General features: G+C 33.5%; 20 protein-coding genes. 7 read left to right on the forward strand and 13 right to left on the reverse strand.

The features are described 5' to 3' along the window. Positions 1 to 68: 68 nt before the first annotated feature. The 3 genes from AN960_RS06455 to typA form a co-directional block, all read right to left on the reverse strand. Positions 69 to 341, reverse strand: a complete 273-nt coding sequence (locus AN960_RS06455; RefSeq protein WP_056468528.1) for a hypothetical protein — start codon at positions 339 to 341, stop codon at positions 69 to 71. A 30-nt stretch (positions 342 to 371) separates the two neighbouring features. Continuing rightward, positions 372 to 689: a YlaH-like family protein gene (locus AN960_RS06460; RefSeq protein ID WP_286131616.1), complete on the reverse strand. Its 318-nt coding sequence runs from the start codon at positions 687 to 689 to the stop codon at positions 372 to 374. A 149-nt stretch (positions 690 to 838) separates the two neighbouring features. Beyond that, a complete protein-coding gene (gene typA, locus AN960_RS06465) occupies positions 839 to 2,683 on the reverse strand; it encodes a translational GTPase TypA (protein ID WP_172795398.1) in 1,845 nt (614 codons plus the stop codon). Positions 2,684 to 2,885: 202 nt separating this feature from the next. Here typA and AN960_RS06470 point away from each other — a divergent pair, with 202 nt between their 5' ends. Next, positions 2,886 to 3,071, forward strand: coding sequence for a DUF5325 family protein (locus AN960_RS06470; RefSeq protein ID WP_056468531.1), 186 nt, complete (start codon positions 2,886 to 2,888; stop codon positions 3,069 to 3,071). Between the two features lie 16 nt (positions 3,072 to 3,087). Here the strand turns inward: AN960_RS06470 and AN960_RS06475 are convergent, their stop codons facing one another. Then, entirely contained in the window at positions 3,088 to 3,888 is an 801-nt protein-coding gene (locus AN960_RS06475; protein WP_056468534.1) for an inositol monophosphatase family protein, read from the reverse strand. Between the two features lie 215 nt (positions 3,889 to 4,103). After that, the gene (locus AN960_RS06480) at positions 4,104 to 4,292 is read right to left on the reverse strand and encodes a YkzI domain-containing protein (protein ID WP_056468536.1); all 189 of its coding nucleotides are present in this window, start codon (positions 4,290 to 4,292) and stop codon (positions 4,104 to 4,106) included. Positions 4,293 to 4,487: 195 nt separating this feature from the next. On the opposite strand from AN960_RS06480, the gene AN960_RS06485 reads away from it, so the two are divergent. Continuing rightward, positions 4,488 to 5,117 carry a YktB family protein gene (locus AN960_RS06485; protein WP_056468538.1) on the forward strand — a complete coding sequence of 210 codons (630 nt, stop codon included), beginning with the start codon at positions 4,488 to 4,490 and terminating at the stop codon, positions 5,115 to 5,117. 210 nt (positions 5,118 to 5,327) lie between these two features. Here AN960_RS06485 and AN960_RS06490 read toward each other — a convergent pair whose 3' ends face one another. After that, complete coding sequence (locus AN960_RS06490) at positions 5,328 to 5,597, reverse strand: UPF0223 family protein (protein ID WP_056468540.1); 270 nt, start codon at positions 5,595 to 5,597, stop codon at positions 5,328 to 5,330. A gap of 276 nt (positions 5,598 to 5,873) precedes the next feature. On the opposite strand from AN960_RS06490, the gene AN960_RS06495 reads away from it, so the two are divergent. Both AN960_RS06495 and AN960_RS06500 read left to right on the forward strand, forming a co-directional pair. Beyond that, the gene (locus tag AN960_RS06495; protein WP_056468543.1) at positions 5,874 to 7,325 is read left to right on the forward strand and encodes an aminotransferase class I/II-fold pyridoxal phosphate-dependent enzyme; all 1,452 of its coding nucleotides are present in this window, start codon (positions 5,874 to 5,876) and stop codon (positions 7,323 to 7,325) included. Positions 7,326 to 7,664: 339 nt separating this feature from the next. Beyond that, positions 7,665 to 8,489 carry a protein-glutamine gamma-glutamyltransferase gene (locus AN960_RS06500; RefSeq protein ID WP_286131622.1) on the forward strand — a complete coding sequence of 275 codons (825 nt, stop codon included), beginning with the start codon at positions 7,665 to 7,667 and terminating at the stop codon, positions 8,487 to 8,489. A gap of 159 nt (positions 8,490 to 8,648) precedes the next feature. Here the strand turns inward: AN960_RS06500 and AN960_RS06505 are convergent, their stop codons facing one another. Continuing rightward, complete coding sequence (locus AN960_RS06505; protein ID WP_056468549.1) at positions 8,649 to 8,771, reverse strand: GapA-binding peptide SR1P; 123 nt, start codon at positions 8,769 to 8,771, stop codon at positions 8,649 to 8,651. Between the two features lie 167 nt (positions 8,772 to 8,938). Further along, positions 8,939 to 9,232 (reverse strand): DUF3055 domain-containing protein, encoded by a 294-nt coding sequence (locus AN960_RS06510; RefSeq protein ID WP_056468552.1) that lies wholly within the window; start codon positions 9,230 to 9,232, stop codon positions 8,939 to 8,941. Between the two features lie 161 nt (positions 9,233 to 9,393). Here AN960_RS06510 and AN960_RS06515 point away from each other — a divergent pair, with 161 nt between their 5' ends. Continuing rightward, on the forward strand, positions 9,394 to 9,789 hold the full coding sequence (locus AN960_RS06515; RefSeq protein WP_056468555.1) for a DUF1885 family protein: 396 nt from the start codon (positions 9,394 to 9,396) through the stop codon (positions 9,787 to 9,789). Positions 9,790 to 10,434: 645 nt separating this feature from the next. Here AN960_RS06515 and lpdA read toward each other — a convergent pair. The 5 genes from lpdA to AN960_RS06545 form a co-directional block, all read right to left on the reverse strand. Next, on the reverse strand, positions 10,435 to 11,847 hold the full coding sequence (lpdA, locus tag AN960_RS06525; protein ID WP_056468560.1) for a dihydrolipoyl dehydrogenase: 1,413 nt from the start codon (positions 11,845 to 11,847) through the stop codon (positions 10,435 to 10,437). A gap of 5 nt (positions 11,848 to 11,852) precedes the next feature. After that, positions 11,853 to 13,208, reverse strand: a complete 1,356-nt coding sequence (locus AN960_RS06530; protein WP_056468621.1) for a dihydrolipoamide acetyltransferase family protein — start codon at positions 13,206 to 13,208, stop codon at positions 11,853 to 11,855. Positions 13,209 to 13,336: 128 nt separating this feature from the next. Further along, positions 13,337 to 14,314: an alpha-ketoacid dehydrogenase subunit beta gene (locus AN960_RS06535; RefSeq protein ID WP_056468564.1), complete on the reverse strand. Its 978-nt coding sequence runs from the start codon at positions 14,312 to 14,314 to the stop codon at positions 13,337 to 13,339. 3 nt (positions 14,315 to 14,317) lie between these two features. Further along, complete coding sequence (pdhA, locus tag AN960_RS06540) at positions 14,318 to 15,397, reverse strand: pyruvate dehydrogenase (acetyl-transferring) E1 component subunit alpha (RefSeq protein WP_056468623.1); 1,080 nt, start codon at positions 15,395 to 15,397, stop codon at positions 14,318 to 14,320. 465 nt (positions 15,398 to 15,862) lie between these two features. After that, on the reverse strand, positions 15,863 to 16,510 hold the full coding sequence (locus AN960_RS06545; RefSeq protein WP_056468566.1) for a YkyA family protein: 648 nt from the start codon (positions 16,508 to 16,510) through the stop codon (positions 15,863 to 15,865). Between the two features lie 162 nt (positions 16,511 to 16,672). On the opposite strand from AN960_RS06545, the gene AN960_RS23935 reads away from it, so the two are divergent. Together AN960_RS23935 and def are read left to right on the forward strand one after the other, a co-directional pair. Further along, entirely contained in the window at positions 16,673 to 16,816 is a 144-nt protein-coding gene (locus AN960_RS23935; RefSeq protein WP_069035541.1) for a YjcZ family sporulation protein, read from the forward strand. A gap of 189 nt (positions 16,817 to 17,005) precedes the next feature. Further along, positions 17,006 to 17,563, forward strand: a complete 558-nt coding sequence (def, locus tag AN960_RS06550; protein WP_056468569.1) for a peptide deformylase — start codon at positions 17,006 to 17,008, stop codon at positions 17,561 to 17,563. The last annotated feature ends 177 nt before the right edge of the window (positions 17,564 to 17,740 follow it).

A 17,740-nucleotide genomic window follows, 5' to 3' on the forward strand; every position in this document is an offset into this window, starting at 1 on the left:
GATATAATTTGCATTTATAAATCCACCAATTGTTTAAACAAAAAAACCTAGATTATTTTCTAGGTTTTTTAATACTTCTCTGGATTTACTTTTACTTGATCTAAAAAGCAATCAATCATTTCAATTGGAAAGCGCGTCGTACGCTCTTTTTCTGCTTGTGTAAATGTGATTAAATAAAAATCTTCCATTTTTTCTATTTTTACGTTAGATACTTCGTGATCCTCTTTTAAAATCGAATCAAACATCTCATACGTCTCTTTGGCAGCTTCATCCGAAGGTCTTGCTTCATATATCACTTTGATCGTTAACCAATTATATAATGCGTCCTGAACAGATTTCATCTAAATACCAACTCTCTATAAAGTGTTACGTTATGTAGTAGCATTATTCTTTTTTGATTGATGTAAACGAACCTTATATACACCTAACACGAAAACACTTGCAAGTAATGCTTCCACGATTGGTATCCTTAAAGCTAAGAAAGTAAGGAAACTACATCCGATCATAAGTAAAACATAAATGATTAAACTTTTAAGGATGCTCAATTTTTTTGCGAAACCTAAATGATATACCACAATACATAATACAACAATTAAACCATATAATATCCACATTGAAAGATGAATATCATGTGTTATATTTATTAACTGTGTTATGACAAATTCAAATCCCTTTGGAGCTTTTTCCAAATCCATATCCCCCTATTTAAGTAATAAAACTGAATACTTCTATTCTTTTTAGACCGTCTAAAAAATCATTTTTTTCTACTTTGTCTACAAAAATGAAACCGACTATTTTCTAGTCGGTTTCATTATATCATAATTATTTTAAAATTTAATTATTCTTGTTCAGCGAATTTTTTCTTTTTCGCTGCACGCTCGCGCTCACTTTTATCAAGAAGCTTTTTACGTAAACGAATTGATGTTGGTGTAACTTCACAGTACTCATCATCATTTAAGTATTCTAAAGATTCTTCAAGCGTCATAATACGTGGTTTTTTCATTGTTGTTGTTTGGTCTTTATTTGCTGAACGGATGTTAGTAGCATGTTTAACTTTAACAACGTTTACTGATAAATCATTGTCACGGTTGTGTTCACCAACAATCATACCATCATAAACATCTGTTCCTGGCTCAAGGAAAATTACACCGCGGTCTTCTAGACCCATAATTCCGTATGTTGAAGCTTTACCAGTTTCCATTGATACTAATACACCTTGACGACGTCCACCAACTTGACCTTGAATTGCTGGTTGGTAGCTATCGAATGAATGGTTAATGATTCCATAACCACGAGTTAAAGTTAAGAATTCAGTAGTATAACCAATTAATCCACGAGCTGGTACCATAAATGTTAAACGAACTTGGCCGTTACCATTATTCACCATATCTCTCATTTCACCTTTACGTGCACCCATTGATTCCATGATTGAACCAGTATACTCTTCAGGAACGTCAATTTGTACATGCTCAACTGGCTCACATCTTACACCATCAACTTCACGAATGATAACTTCTGGTTTTGAAACTTGAAGCTCATAACCTTCACGACGCATGTTTTCAATAAGGATTGATAAGTGAAGCTCCCCACGTCCACTAACGATCCAAACATCAGGAGAATCTGTATTTTCTACACGTAAACTTACGTCTGTTTGAAGCTCTTGTAATAATCTTTCTTCAATTTTACGAGAAGTTACAAATTTACCTTCACGACCAGCAAAAGGTGAGTTATTAACTAAGAATGTCATTTGAAGAGTTGGCTCATCAATACGTAAGATTGGAAGTGCTTCTTGGTGTTCAGCAGGACATACTGTTTCACCAACGTTGATATCTTCCATACCAGATACTGCTACTAAGTCACCAGCTTTTGCTTCTTGGATTTCAATACGTTTTAATCCAATGAATCCAAACATTTTAGTAATACGGAATTGTTTAACTGTTCCATCAAGTTTCATTAAAGCAACTGATTGACCTACTTGCATTGTTCCACGGAAAATACGTCCGATACCGATACGTCCAACATAGTCATTGTAGTCTAATAATGTTACTTGGAATTGTAAAGGCTCTTCACTATTATCAATTGGAGATGGAATGTGCTCAATAATTGTATCGAATAAAGCATTCATATTTGATTCTTGTTTAGAAGGATCAGATTCTAAGCTAGAAGTTCCGTTGATCGCTGATGCGAATACAACTGGGAATTCTAATTGATCTTCGTTTGCACCTAATTCGATAAATAAATCGATTACTTCGTCAACTACTTCATCAGGACGTGCGAAGTCACGGTCGATTTTATTTACTACTACGATTGGTGTTAAATGTTGTTCTAAAGCTTTTTTCAATACGAAACGAGTTTGTGGCATACAACCTTCATAAGCATCTACTACTAAAAGAACACCATCAACCATTTTCATGATACGTTCTACTTCTCCACCAAAATCGGCGTGTCCAGGAGTATCCATGATGTTAATACGTTTACCTTCATACTGGATTGCTGTATTTTTAGCTAAAATTGTAATTCCACGTTCACGTTCTATATCATTAGAGTCCATTGCACGTTCATTAACGTTTTCGTTTGAACGGAATGTACCTGATTGTTTTAATAACTCATCAACTAACGTTGTTTTACCATGGTCAACGTGAGCAATGATTGCTATATTGCGTAAATCTTCTCTTTTTTTCAAAATATATTCACTCCTAAAATGTCTACACATCTATTTTCATTATTAACTAAAACATTATAGCACATGCACACGGAAATATATCAAGAAAATGTTTAATCAAAAATATAAATTATTAATAAATATTTAGGAAAGATTTAGTTTTTTCAAATTTACATCCGAATAGACAAAGAGTAAAATAAGATTAGGAACAGGAGGATACACCATGTCTAACACTAAATTTAGACTTTTCTGCGTTGCAACTTTATCCGTAATCTTCTTAATACTAGTTGGGATTATGCTAGCAGAACTAAGTATTATTGGCGCTGTCATTTCACTAATTATTTCCATTTCATTAGTTGGTTATGGTTTTTCATTACGTGCTAAATTAAAAAGAGAAGGCAAGTTATAAACCTGCCTTCTTTTTATTATTGTAGAAATTCGATATAATCAGTGAGTAATTCGTTATGAATCGAAGCATTACTTACTACGACTGAGCTTTTTTTAAGAATTGAAAGGCTTTCATTTTTGAGAGTAGTACATATTCCGCCTAGTTCTTCAACAATAATTTTACCCGCGGCAAAATCCCAAGGTGATAATCTTGGGGTAATATATGCATCAACCCGTCCCATTGCCACATAGACCATTTCCATCGCTGCAGATCCATATGACCTACTTCCTCTAACTCTTCGAATAAGGTTACTTAATTTTTCATGGTTTACATAACGATTTTTAGTTAACCAAATAGCATTTACAGCTACAATAGCCTCTTCTAGTACTACATTTTTCAAAGGCGTTAATTCGAGATCATTTAAAAATGCCCCTTCACCTTTTTTAGCAAAATATAGTTCATTATGTATTACATCCATTATAAATCCCATTTTACCGATTCCATTTTCATAAATACCTAAAGAAATCATAAAATTACGTTTTTGATGAACAAAATTCATCGTTCCATCAATCGGATCAAGAATCCATACTACTCCATTTACTTGATCTAATTCATCGCCTTTACCTTCTTCACCTAGTAAGTAATGATTTGGAAATTTCTTTTTTATTTTTTCGTAAAAGAATTTTTCGATTTCTTCATCTTTATTTGTTACTAAGTCATTTTCGTTTGATTTCGTATTGATTGTTATGGAGTCGTATAAAGAACTTTTAATATTTTCAGCTGCCTCTTGAAGCAAATTCCTCGCGAATTGTTCAATTTCTTTCCAGTCTACATTCATAATTAAACACTCCAAACTCTTCGTGCTAAAACTATATTTTTATGGTCCTGTTTATCAGTTTACCAATTTTAACCTAAAAAAACCTAGTGAAATGATTTTTATTTAATGATGAGGAACTTATTTTGGAGGGTGGGCATACGATAGACCATTGGGCATAAGCGGAAGATGAGCGCACAGAAAAACGAACCTATTTAAAGGTTCGGTAAATAAACTCGCTAAGCTTCTAGACGAATTAATTCTAATCTTAATAATTCTAATTTCTTCTTAGATTCAATCATTGCTTCATTATCATTGACTGTCATAGCATCGAATAGTGTAGCTAGTTCGTAATCTAATTCTAATCTAAGTACAGGAATTCTCTTTTCTGCATCAGTTCTTTTTAACGCATTAATCACTTGTCTCATCATTATCCCTCCATAGAATATAAGTTGGCAAAACAAATTGTAAAAGTTAATTAACAAAATTTTCTGATTTTTATCTTGCTACTAATATATGTTGTTTAAGCTTATAATGTAACTATTTTATGAAGAAACATATTACCCATTTGTTTTGGACAAACATGGTATACTAATTAGATAATGCAACTAGGGGGTTCGAAAATGACTCAAACTTTTTTTAAAGAAAGTGATTTTGAAATATTTACAACTGACTCAACATTAGAAACTAGAATGAGTGCTATACAAAATGAAATCCAACCAAAATTTAAAGAAATTGAAGAAGAAATATTACCATTTTTAAATGTACAAACAGATCAAAACTTCTTTGGCCATATTGCTAAGCATGCTCGTCGTACTGTGAATGCTCCAAAAGATACTTGGATTGCTTTTGCAACAAATAATCGTGGATACAAGATGCTTCCTCATTTCCAATTTGGACTTTGGGGTACTCACCTATTTGTTTACTTTGGAATTATTTACGAAAGTCCAAATAAGCAATCGATTGCCATTAACTTTGAAAAGAATAAAGCTAAACTTTACAAAATGATTCCGAAAGATTTTGTTGTATCATACGATCATATGAAGCCTGATGTGATACAAAAGAGTAAAATGAATAAAGATGAATTCAATAAAGGTATCCAAAGATTTCATGATGTAAAAAAAGCAGAATACCTATGTGGAATTACGATTGCAAAAGATGAAGCAATTACACTTACAAAGGAAGATCTAATCCAACGTATTATAGAAACATATAATACTTTAATTCCTTTATACAAAATAAGTATAAACTGAATTAATATAAGTGTTGTTTAATTATACATATGTCAAAAACAAAAGTCTATGCCCATTCTTTACACATTTTTCGACAGGACGAAATATGAAATTGAATTATTTAAACAATACAGACAAATAAAAAGCCCATTGAAGGTAGCTAATAATCCTTTAATGGGCTCTTATTTTTCACTTCAGAATTTTTCTTACTATTTATTAACTCATTAAATACTACATTTTAATTTTATCACCAGGAGCGCCATTTTTAGCTTTTTGCATGACTCTGTATGCGGAATAGCCTGATATCTCTTCTAATTCATTACATAATTTTTTTTCTTCTGCAATACTAGGTACAATTGATTTAAACTGTTTATATGTAGCCATTAACACTTCACGATCTATTCCCTTTTCATACGCTTTTTCTACTGATGTGTAGAACTGTATTACCTCGATTGTCTCATCTGTTGTCCAATCATATGAAATTGGGTATTGGTAATCCATTTACTTCACTCCTACTATTTTCTAATTAATTCCATTTTAACACATTTTTAAAATTCCATTCTTATTTTAAAAATTGATATAATTTCATTCAGATGAATAAAATTTCATAAACTTATCATATTTTTCTATACAGAAAATTCATAGAATGATATAATCTTTTTGTTTTTCAAATGAAGGTAAGACAGTTTATAACTTAATGAGAGTAAACAGTTGAATTGTTTACAAACATATCACTTCCGAAAAACACTATTATTCATTAAATGGGGTGTATGTTAAATGAAACAAATTGAAACGCCGTTATTTTCTTCTTTATTAGAACATGCAAAGAAGAACCCTATTCAATTCCATATTCCGGGACATAAAAAAGGAAATGGAATGGATCCAACATTTAGAGAGTTTATTGGTGATAATGCATTATCGATCGATTTAATCAACATTGCTCCTTTAGATGATCTACATCATCCAAAAGGTAAAATAAAACAAGCACAAGATCTTGCAGCAAAAGCTTTTGGTGCTGACCACACATTCTTTTCAGTTCAAGGCACAAGTGGAGCAATCATGACAATGGTAATGAGTGTTTGTGGACCTGGCGATAAAATTATCGTCCCAAGAAATGTTCATAAATCTGTTTTATCTGCAATCATTTTCTCAGGCGCGACACCAATTTTTGTTCATCCTGAAATTGATAGTGAATTAGGTATTTCACACGGTATTACGACAAATGCAGTGAAAGAGGCCATTTTAACTAATCCTGATGCAAAAGCAGTATTAGTTATTAATCCTACATACTTTGGATTTGTAGCAGATTTAAAAAGCATTGTTGAATTAGCACATTCACATGGCTTAGCCGTATTAGTTGACGAAGCGCATGGTGTACATATTCATTTCCATAACGAATTACCGATCTCTGCGATGCAAGCAGGGGCTGACATGGCTGCTACGAGCGTTCATAAGCTTGGTGGCTCTATGACTCAAAGTTCCATTTTAAATGTAAGAGAAGGCATTGTGAATGTCCACAGAGTACAATCTGTACTAAGTATGCTAACAACTACTTCAACATCCTATTTATTACTTGCTTCACTAGATGTTGCAAGAAAGAGATTAGCAACTGTTGGTGAAGAATTACTAACTAATACTATTAGACTAGCAAATAATGCACGAAATAAAATTAATTCAATCAATGGTTTATATTGCCCTGGTTATGATTTAGTTGGTAAAGAGGCTACATTCAACTTTGATCCTACTAAAATATTAATCAGTGTAAAAAAACTGGGTATAACGGGCCATGACGTTGAAGTTTGGTTAAGAGAGCGATTTAATATCGAAGTTGAAATGTCTGATTTATATAATGTTCTTTGCATTTTAACACCTGGTGATAGTGAAGAAGACATCCAGCAGCTAATTCATGCACTTGAGGTATTAGCAACTGAATTTGACATCTCAGAGCGCAATACGAATTTAAACGTTGAGATCCCAACGATTCCGACTTTAGCAGTCTCTCCTAGGGATGCATTTTACTCTGAAACAGAATCTGTTCCACTTGAGGATTCTGTCGGTAGAATTATTGCTGAATTTGTCATGGTTTATCCACCTGGAATTCCAATCTTTTTACCTGGTGAAGAAATCACACTTGAAAATCTTGTTTATATTAAAAAGAATATTGAAGCAGGATTACCTGTTCAAGGTCCAGAAGACGAAGATTTATTAACATTAAAAGTATTAAAATAATTAAAGTTTTATAAAAAGAAACTAGGAAATAAATCTTAGTTTCAGTGTGTAGACAAAGTATTAAAAACTTGACTTTCAGACTGATTGCAAGCGCTTGACTTTCGAGGCGCGAAACCTGGTGAGGAGCGGAGTTACCTTAGACGGTAATGAGCACCGCAGACAGGCGAAGCAACGAAGAAAGCGAGCGTTTGTCAACAGTCTGAAACTAGGAAATCAATCCTAGTTTTTTTGTATTCTAAATCACATCTAATTTATATAGGCATATGATAGGTAAGGTAATTATATTGATTTCGTACGAAAAAATTGTTTTTATGTTAGGATGTGGACTCGTTGATAGTCGTGAATAATAAAATTGTTCATGCTTCATTAAAAAATAGCGGTGATTCAAATAATAAACTTTATCGAGAAATATTGTCTGATCTAACAAATAGTAAAAAGTCTCATATTTATAAATCTGACCGTGAATTATCTTTTGATTTGACACTTAGAACTTATATACTTCAGGCTTCTAAAGATTTATTAACAAGCGGCATGCAATTTAGGGTTTTTAGAAGAGCATATTGTAATCCTATGTTTTGGATTCGTACACCAATGGGTGGATTTAGACTTAGGCCAGGCATAAGACCTTCCATGGGAATTTATGATATTTTTCGTAACGGACAATTTTACGCAACAGAATGTGCAACTGCAATTATAATGTTATTTTATAAAGCCCTTCTAGATCTATACGGCTATGAAATTTTTGATCAAATATTCGATAATGGAATATACTTATACACTTGGAATTACGAACCTAAATTAGCCATTTTAACATCTGAAGTTGATCGCTCAGCTCCAGGCGATGTTGTTTATATCAAAAATCCTCAAGTTGACCCAATGACTCCAGAATGGCAAGGAGAAAACACAGTAAATATGGGGAGTAATTATTTTTACGGACACGGTATCGGAGTACGTTCATTACCAGAAATCATTTTCCATTTAAATATGCATAGATATCCATTTGCGATGGTTTCTGCCTTTTTAACAAATTTAAATACTAGAATTGACTCAAACGAAATGGCTCAATATTTAAAGGATAATTCAAAATTAATACCAGTTACAACGAGCGAAGCTTCATCCGACGTTATAACTGCAAGAATTGGAGATCAAACTCAAATTGCATAAAGAGAAATGTGGGTGATTCTTAATTGAGTCTCCCTTTTTTTGTGCATTTATTAAAAACATAAAAAACCACAAGGAAAAATGATTCCCTTGTGGAATTTCTCATTTATAGATGCCTATAGATATTCTCTTAGACTTTAAATTTTAATTTATAAATTATAATTAACAAACTTCATTTTCAGTTGGTTCACAATCTTCACAGTTTTTAACGTAAAGAGTTGTTACTTTTTCATCCTCGAAATGACCTACTGTTTTTTCACAACATTTACATACGAACGTTCCCATCTTTGTAACCCCTTTCATAATGTTGTATCAATTAACTAACTTCATTATAATGTGTTATACTTATTTACGCAAGTGGTAAATAAGTATAACTTAAATTTTCTAATACTAGATTATTCAAGGGGTTATATATGGTGACCGCTATTCAATTAGTATAACACATTTATTTTTTACTCATAACTCTCTTCTATACTTGGTGATGGTAACCAGTCAGCTAAATATTCTGCAAGCTCCATTGCCTCTTCCTCTGTTTTTAGTTTACATAAAAATTTCAATTGATTTGGAAATGAAACATCCTGTCGATCTAATACAATGCATTGTCTAGACTGCATGCAGATGACGAGTGGCTTACCAAAGAACATGTTCGTATATACAATACCAATATCGTATCTTGTATCGTTCGTAACGAAGCCAACAAATCGGACTCTTACATTTTCATGATCATCATATAATTTCTCAAACATTGTTTCACCCACTCCTCCGTTTTAGTATTGTAAGTTAATACATATGAAGAAAAATTTAATTTCATACCGAATACTTGTCTAAAAATTTGAAATAATGTTATGATAAAAAAAGATTAAAAGTGATGTTTTTCATAAAAACATCTTAGGGGGAAAATTTAAAAATGGTTCAACAAGCTACCATTCAATTAGTGGAGAAATCAAAATACCAAGAAGCAAATTTAGATTTAATAAATAAATTAATAAATGATTACATACAATCTTCAACTAAGATTGGTCAACAAGTTGACTGGAATTATGAAAGGGTTTCCTTTCCTTACACTATTTCAAATAAAAAGTTAGATGACCAAGATGCACTTTATTTACAAAGTAATGATTCTCGTTATAAACATTTTGTTGTTTCAATTCAAGATGATAAAAATATCGTGATTACACTTTTACCAAACTCAACTTATGGTGATAAAGGCAAAGCAAATGAGCTATGTCGATATTTAGCTCAAAAAATTGAAGCAAAGCTTGAATTATTTAACAATCGAATCATGTATTTTTACAAACGATAATTTAAAATAAATTTACGATCGCCTGACAAAAGAAAAATATCGAAGCATAAAAGCAAGTAATAATAATACTTGCTTTTCTTGTGTTTCCAACGTATTTTGCAATTAGATAAAGCTGGTAAAAGAATACTAGAAACAATATGACTTTAGAATATATTTGATCCCTTTTCGACAAGAATAAAACAAATGAAAATCCTACCCAAAATAGTTGATGAATCATTAATACTATTAGTTGTTTTCGCATCAATACTCCCACCAATCAATCATCAAATACTAGAAAGTTTGTTTTTTAAACGTTATGCTAGACATGCTTTAATCATGCAAAAAAACCTCCTAACAAATAGGAGGTTGCAGACAATCTTTCTCTTCGTTATTTTGCCAGCACTCAGCTTTGAATGTATTAATGGTTAACTTAACTCAAAACGAACTAAATATGGCGTATTAAATGTGTAAGGAGCGTATTTTAAAGTAATCAAATGCAGAAAAACTTCCTATACTTTGAAATTTTTCATTTGTATATAGAGACTATCTCGCACAAGAATTGGATTTTAACTAAATTACTTTTTAATTCATACGCTCATTTCCAAAATAAAAAGACCTTCAATTTAATGAAGGTCTTCTTTATTTAGATCATTTTTTAAAGAAGAATTATTTAAGAATGTGGATTGGATGACCCATCGCTAATTCTGCAGCTTCCATTGAGATTTCACCTAATGTTGGGTGAGCATGAATTGTTTGAGCAATATCCTCAACGCTCATGCAAGCTTCAATTGCAAGACCAAGCTCAGAAATGATATCTGATGCATTTACACCTGCAACTTGAGCACCAACTAGTACTCCATCTTCTTTACGAGAAACTAATTGTACGAATCCATCAGTTGAATTTAGAGATAATGCGCGACCATTTCCACCGAATGGGAATTTTGCTACACTAACAGCTAATCCTTCTTCATCTGCTTGTTTTTTAGTATAACCAACAGTTGCTAATTCTGGATCAGTAAATACTACTGCAGGAATTGCTAAGTATTCGATTTGACTTGACATACCACTGATTGCCTCAGCAGCAACTTTACCTTCATAAGAAGCTTTGTGTGCTAATGGAGGACCAGCAATTACGTCACCAATTGCGTAAATATTATTAATTGTTGTACGAGCTTGTTTATCAGTAGAAATTACACCACGTTCGTTAATTTCAACACCAACATTTTCTAAGCCCATGTCACGAGAGTTCGGGAAACGTCCAACTGTTACTAATACGTAATCAGCTTCGATTTCTTTCATTTCGCCATTTGTTTCGAATTTAACTGTAACGCCATCTGCAGTTTCTTCAACGCCTTTACCGAACGCTTTCGTTACGATATCAACATTACCTTTTTTCTTTAATCCACGTTTAACAATTGAACTCATAGATTTTTCGAAACCATTTAAGATTTCGTCACCAGCTTCAAGAATTGTTACATGTGTACCAAAGTTAGCATAAGCAGTACCTAATTCCATACCAATATAGCCGCCACCAATAACAACTAATTTTTTAGGAATTTCAGGTAAGTTTAATGCTCCTGTTGAATCGATTACACGGTTGCTCCATTTGAAACCTGGGATTTCGATTGGAGTTGAACCTGTTGCGATGATCGCATTGTTAAAAGTATAAGTTTGAGCTGACTCTTCAGTGATTACACGAAGAGTGTTAGCATCATTAAAGTAAGCTTCACCTTTAATAACTTCAACTTTGTTACCTTTTAATAAACCAGCTACACCGCCAGTTAATTTATTAACAACACTGCTTTTCCAAGCTTGAACTTTTGTAAAATCAACTTTTACATTTTCTGCTGTAATACCGATATCTTCAGAATGCTTAGCTGTTTCATAACGGTGACCAGCTGTAATTAATGCTTTTGAAGGAATACAACCTACGTTTAAACATACTCCGCCAAGATTTCCTTTTTCAATAACAGCAACTTTTTGTCCAAGTTGTGCTGCACGAATTGCTGCAACATAACCACCAGGACCGGCACCGATAACGACCGTATCTAGTTCAATTGCAAAATCTCCTACTACCATTTATCTTACGCCTCCATTAATAATAATTCTGGATCATTTAATAATCGTTTAATATGGTTTAAAGCGTTTTGAGCAGTTGCACCATCGATAATACGGTGGTCAAAGCTTAAAGATAACGCTAATACTGGAGCAACTACGATTTCTCCATTTAATACTACTGGTTTTTCAGCAATACGACCAATACCTAAAATAGCTACTTCAGGGTGGTTAATTACTGGAGTAAACCATTGTCCACCAGCTGAACCGATATTTGTGATTGTGCATGTAGCACCTTTCATTTCTGCAGGAGCTAATTTACCATCGCGAGCTTTAGTAGCTAATTCATTAATTTCAGCAGAAATTGAGAAGATCGCTTTACGATCAGCATCTTTAACAACTGGTACTAATAAACCTTTATCAGTATCTGCAGCAATACCAATGTTATAGTAATGTTTGTGTACGATTTCGCTAGTAGCATCATCGATCGATGTATTTAAAGCTGGGAATTTACGTAATGCAGAAGTTAAAGCTTTAACAACATAAGGTAAGAATGTTAATTTGATACCTTGTGCAGCTGCAACATCTTTATATTTTTTACGGCTAGCAACTAGTTTAGCTACATCTACTTCATCCATTAATGTTACGTGAGGAGCAGTATGTTTAGAGTTAACCATTGCTTTAGCGATTGCTTTACGAATTCCACTCATTTTTTCACGAGTTTCAGGATATGCTCCTTCTGGAATTGGCATAGCTTTAGGAGCTTCTTGTGTAGCAGCTGGAGCTTCTGTTACAACTTCAACAGCAACTTCTGTTTGTGCTGCAGCAGCTGGTGCTACTCCACCTAATAAGAATGCATCTACGTCTTGTTTTGTTACACGGCCATTTTTACCTGAGCCTGGTACAATACGTAAATCTACGTTTTTCTCACGAGCATATTTACGTACAGATGGCATTGCAATTACATGAGCTTTTGGTTCAATTGCAGCAACAGGTGATAGTGGTGCAGCATCTGTTTTTGGTTCACTTTGCTCATAAGATTCTTGTACTTTTGCTTGTACTGCTTCAGCAGCTTCTGGTACTGGTGTAGTAGTTGGAGCTTCTTCAGCATGTTGTCCTTTGAAGCTAATGTTTTCATAACCAGGTGCATCTAAACGTACTAATACGTCACCAACAACTGCAACTGTTCCTTCTGAAACTAATACTTCTAATACTTTCCCTTTTACAGGTGATGGAATTTCTACTACTGATTTATCATTTTGAACTTCACAAATGATATCATCTTCATTTACTTCGTCCCCTGCTTTAATAAACCATTTTACAATTTCACCTTCGTGAATACCTTCACCGATATCTGGTAATCTAAATTCAAATAGACTTGCCACTGAGTTTGACACAGATTTCTACCTCCGAACAAAGTTAAATTAATTTTTTAAAATATTTTATCTATAATGTAAGAAAGGTATTGATGAATTCATCAAATACCTTTCACTATTTTTTGTTATAAACTAAATTAGAAGTTTAAAACTTTTTGAATACCTTCAACTACATCTTTATGGTTTGGTAACCATACTGTTTCCGCTTCTGAGAATGGGTAAACAGTATCAGCTGCAGTAATACGTAAAACTGGTGCTTCTAATGAAAGGATACAACGATCATTAATTTCAGCAACAATATTTGCAGCAATACCAGCTTGTTTTTGTGCTTCTTGTACAACAACAGCACGGCCAGTTTTCTCAACAGATGCAACGATTGCAGCAGTATCTAATGGATGAACAGTACGTAAGTCAACAACTTCTACTGATACTCCGTCTTTTTCTAATTCTTCAGCAGCTTTTAATGCAGCGTGAACCATTGCACCATAAGCAAATACTGATACATCTTTACCTTCGCGTTTAACATCCGCTTTACCTAATTCGATAGTGTACTCGCCTTCAGGTACATCTTCACGGAATGAACGGTATAATTTCATGTGCTCTAAATAGATAACAGGGTCATTATCACGAATAGATGAAATTAAAAGACCTTTAGCATCTTTAGGTGTTGATGGAATAACTACTTTTAAACCAGGAGTTTGAGCCATTAATCCTTCTAAACTATCCGCGTGCATTTCTGGTGTATGAACACCACCACCAAATGGTGAACGGAAAGTAATTGGTGAAGTAAAACGACCGCTTGTACGGTAACGCATACGTGCTGCTTGACCAGCGATTGAGTCCATGATTTCGAATAAGAATCCGAAGAATTGGATTTCTGCTACTGGACGGAAACCTTCAATTCCAAGACCGATTGCTAATCCACCGATACCTGATTCAGCAAGCGGTGTATCGAATATACGTTGCTCACCGAATTCTGCTTGTAAACCTTCAGTTGCACGGAATACACCACCGTTTACTCCAACGTCCTCACCAAATACTACTACAGTAGGATCGTTCTTCATTTCAACGCGTAATGCATCTGTGATAGCTTGAATCATTGTCATTTGCGCCATGACTTACTTCGACTCCTTCTCTTTATAAATTGCATATTGCTCTTCTATATTACTTGTTTTAGTTTCGAACATATTAGCCATTAAATCAGTAACTTTTTGTTTTGGCTCTTGGTCAGCAAGTTTGATCGCATCTTTAATTGCTTCTTTTGCTTCTTCGATAATTGCATTTTCTTCTTCTTCAGTCCAAAGACCTTTTTTCTCTAAGAACTTACGGAAACGAACGATTGGATCTTTTGCTTCCCACTCATTTTCAGTATCTTTTGTACGGTAACGAGTTGGGTCATCACCAGCCATTGTATGTGGTCCATAACGGAATGTTAATGTTTCAATTAATGTTGGACCTTCGCCATTTACTGCACGTTTACGAGCTTCTGATGTAGCTGCATAAACTGCTAATGGATCCATTCCATCAACTTGAATACCAGCAATACCTACTGCGATTGCTTTTTGAGCAATTGTTCTAGCCTTTGATTGCTTAGAAACTGGAGTTGAGATTGCGTATCTGTTATTTTGAACAACGAAAATCGCAGGAGCATTGTAAGCACCAGCAAAGTTCATACCCTCATAGAAATCACCTTGAGAAGATCCACCGTCACCTGTATATGTAATGGCAACAGATTTTTGGCCTTTCAACTTCATACCAAGTGCAACACCTGCAGCTTGAATAATTTGAGCACCAATAATAATTTGTGGGAAGATTGTATTTACATCTTCAGGAATTTGACTTCCTACTAAATGTCCACGTGACCATAAAAATGCTTTATATAATGGTAAACCGTGCCAGATCATTTGAGGTACATCACGGTAACCAGGTAAGATAAAGTCTTCTTTTTCAAGAGCAAATTGACTTGCTAATTGAGAAGCTTCTTGTCCTGCAGTAGGAGCATAGAAACCTAAACGTCCTTGTCTGTTTAATGAAATTGAACGTTGGTCAAGAACACGAGTCCATACCATACGTTTCATTAATTCTTTTAATTGCTCATCTGATAATTCAGGCATCGCTGCTTCATTAACGACTTCGCCCTCTTCATTTAAAATTTGAAGAGTTCCAACTGAATCGCCAAATTGAAGCATTTGATCCATTAATTCAGAAACAGTTTGTGTATTCTTCATTTCTGTTGTTTCCTTTCCAGCTACTTTCTTCGTAGTAGTTGCCACTAAAACCCACACCCTTCTTTAATTATGGAGGATTTATTTTCTTTATCCATCATGTGTATTTTCTTAAGAGTAATTACAAGCAACTTGTACTTATAATTAAAATCTGTACTTATACTATTCGTGTATTACACTAGTACAACATTGAACACTAGTACAGTTTATAACACGTTCATAAACTCGTCAAATATTTTGTTGTATTATTTTATTCATGATTTTTCGGAAAATTCGTCACAAAATTTCTACCCTGTACTACCTTTGAAACAGCAATCTGTTATACAATAACAGAAACTCTTTTAAATTATACTCAAATAGCTAAAAACGGATTTTTTTTATCATAAATTCCAAACTGTACTACAACGATTTTTGTTTAGTAATTCTAGTCCTATTGTGTTATTTACCATATTTTTCATATATGTCTTTTTGTAAATTATTTAATTTTTGAGTATAAAGATTTAATTGATCATTATATTTAATGACATCTTTATAAATGTGATTTGTATCCTTTGTCTCACTCTTTACATTTTTTAAATCAACTTTTTTCTGCGATAATAAGTTATAAATTGAAAGATCCGTTTCCATTGCATCTTTATATTTTGAATTCAATTTATCGTATAAGTCGGTTCTTTCTCTCCATGTTTTTATAAAGTTATTAACTTCATTTCGAAACTGTTCATCCTTCGTTTCAATATTTATTGTTTGAAGTTCTTTAATTTTTATGTCAATATCGTGAATTAATTTTGACTCCCCGTTAACCCGTTCTTTCCGTTCATTTAACAAATTGATTGCTTGTTTAGCCGCCTCTTGTCTTTTATTTACTTCGCTGATTTTATATAAATAAATTTTTTCATAATACTCCAATTCTTTTACTTCCAGTTTTTGAATACCTTCTCCAGCTTTTTGAAATTTTTGTTCCATTTCTGCAATTTCAGCTAGTTGATTTATAACTAAATTCTTTTGTTTTGCTTGAGAAGTACAACCCGAACAAAAGATAAAGAGTATACTTATTACTAGCAATAGAGAATTGAATTTTTTATACATAATTTCACCCAATTTTTTTCATTATTATTTCCATGTTGCATCTTTTCAGACTTTTTATACGTCCTAAAAAATAATCTGGTCACATACCCACACACTTTATGTAGTTTTTCATAATTTGTAGTATCCGCTATATGCGGAAACAGTTTAAAGGGAGGTTATTATATGTACGGTTACGGATACGGTGGAAAAGGTGGATACCCTGGTTATGGTTACGGCGGCGGATGCGGTTGCGGTTACGGCGGTTTCGCATTAATCGTTGTTCTATTCATTTTATTAATTATCGTTGGTGCAGCTTTCGTTTTATAATTCACACTAGTAAGCCTCTATTATTAATGTATAACCACAAACTTTAAGGGGCGATATTTTATCGCTCCTTTTTCCATTCTATTGACTTGTGACTGACAATTTAAAAAAGATTTGTTAGACTAAATTAATAATACTAGTGAATAGTACATACTTATATTTAGGAAATATTAAGACAGGAGTGAAATTCATTTGATTACAATGAAAGATATAATTCGAGAAGGCGACCCTAGATTAAGGGAAATCTCGAGTGAAGTAAGCTTACCTCCATCTGCTGAGGATATTAATTTAGCTAATTCATTATTAGAGTATGTTATAAATAGTCAGAATCCAGAAATAACTGCCGAATACGGTTTACGATCAGGTATCGGCTTAGCCGCACCACAAATTGGAATTCTTAAAAGAGCAATAGGAGTTCATGTTACTGACTTACAAGGTAATTTATTTAGTTATGCATTATTAAATCCTAAAATTGTAAGTCATTCTGTTGAGGAAGTTTATTTATCAGGTGGTGAAGGCTGCTTATCTGTTGATCGTGATGTTCCTGGATATGTTCCACGTTATGCAAGAATAACAGTTACTGGCTATGACACGAGAATAGGAGAAGTAAAAATCCGTTTAAAAGGTTTACCAGCAATTTGCTTCCAGCATGAAATTGACCATCTAAATGGAGTAATGTTTTATGATCGTATTAATAAAACAAACCCTTTTTCTCCTCCAGAAGGAGCTTCACCTTTAGAGAGGAATTAAAAAAGAGCGATTGGAAAACCAATCGCTCTTTTTAGACTGCTGACAAACGCTCGCTTTCTTCGTTGCTTCGCCTGTTGAGGGGGGCTCATTACCGTTAAAAGTAACTCCGCTACTCACCAGGCTTCGCGCCTCGAAAGACAAGCGCTTGCAGTCAGTCTAAAATTCATGTTTTTGTAA

It is taken from the genome of Bacillus sp. FJAT-25509 (assembly GCF_001420605.1).
In the GTDB taxonomy this organism is placed as follows: Bacteria; Bacillota; Bacilli; order Bacillales; family Bacillaceae_G; genus Gottfriedia.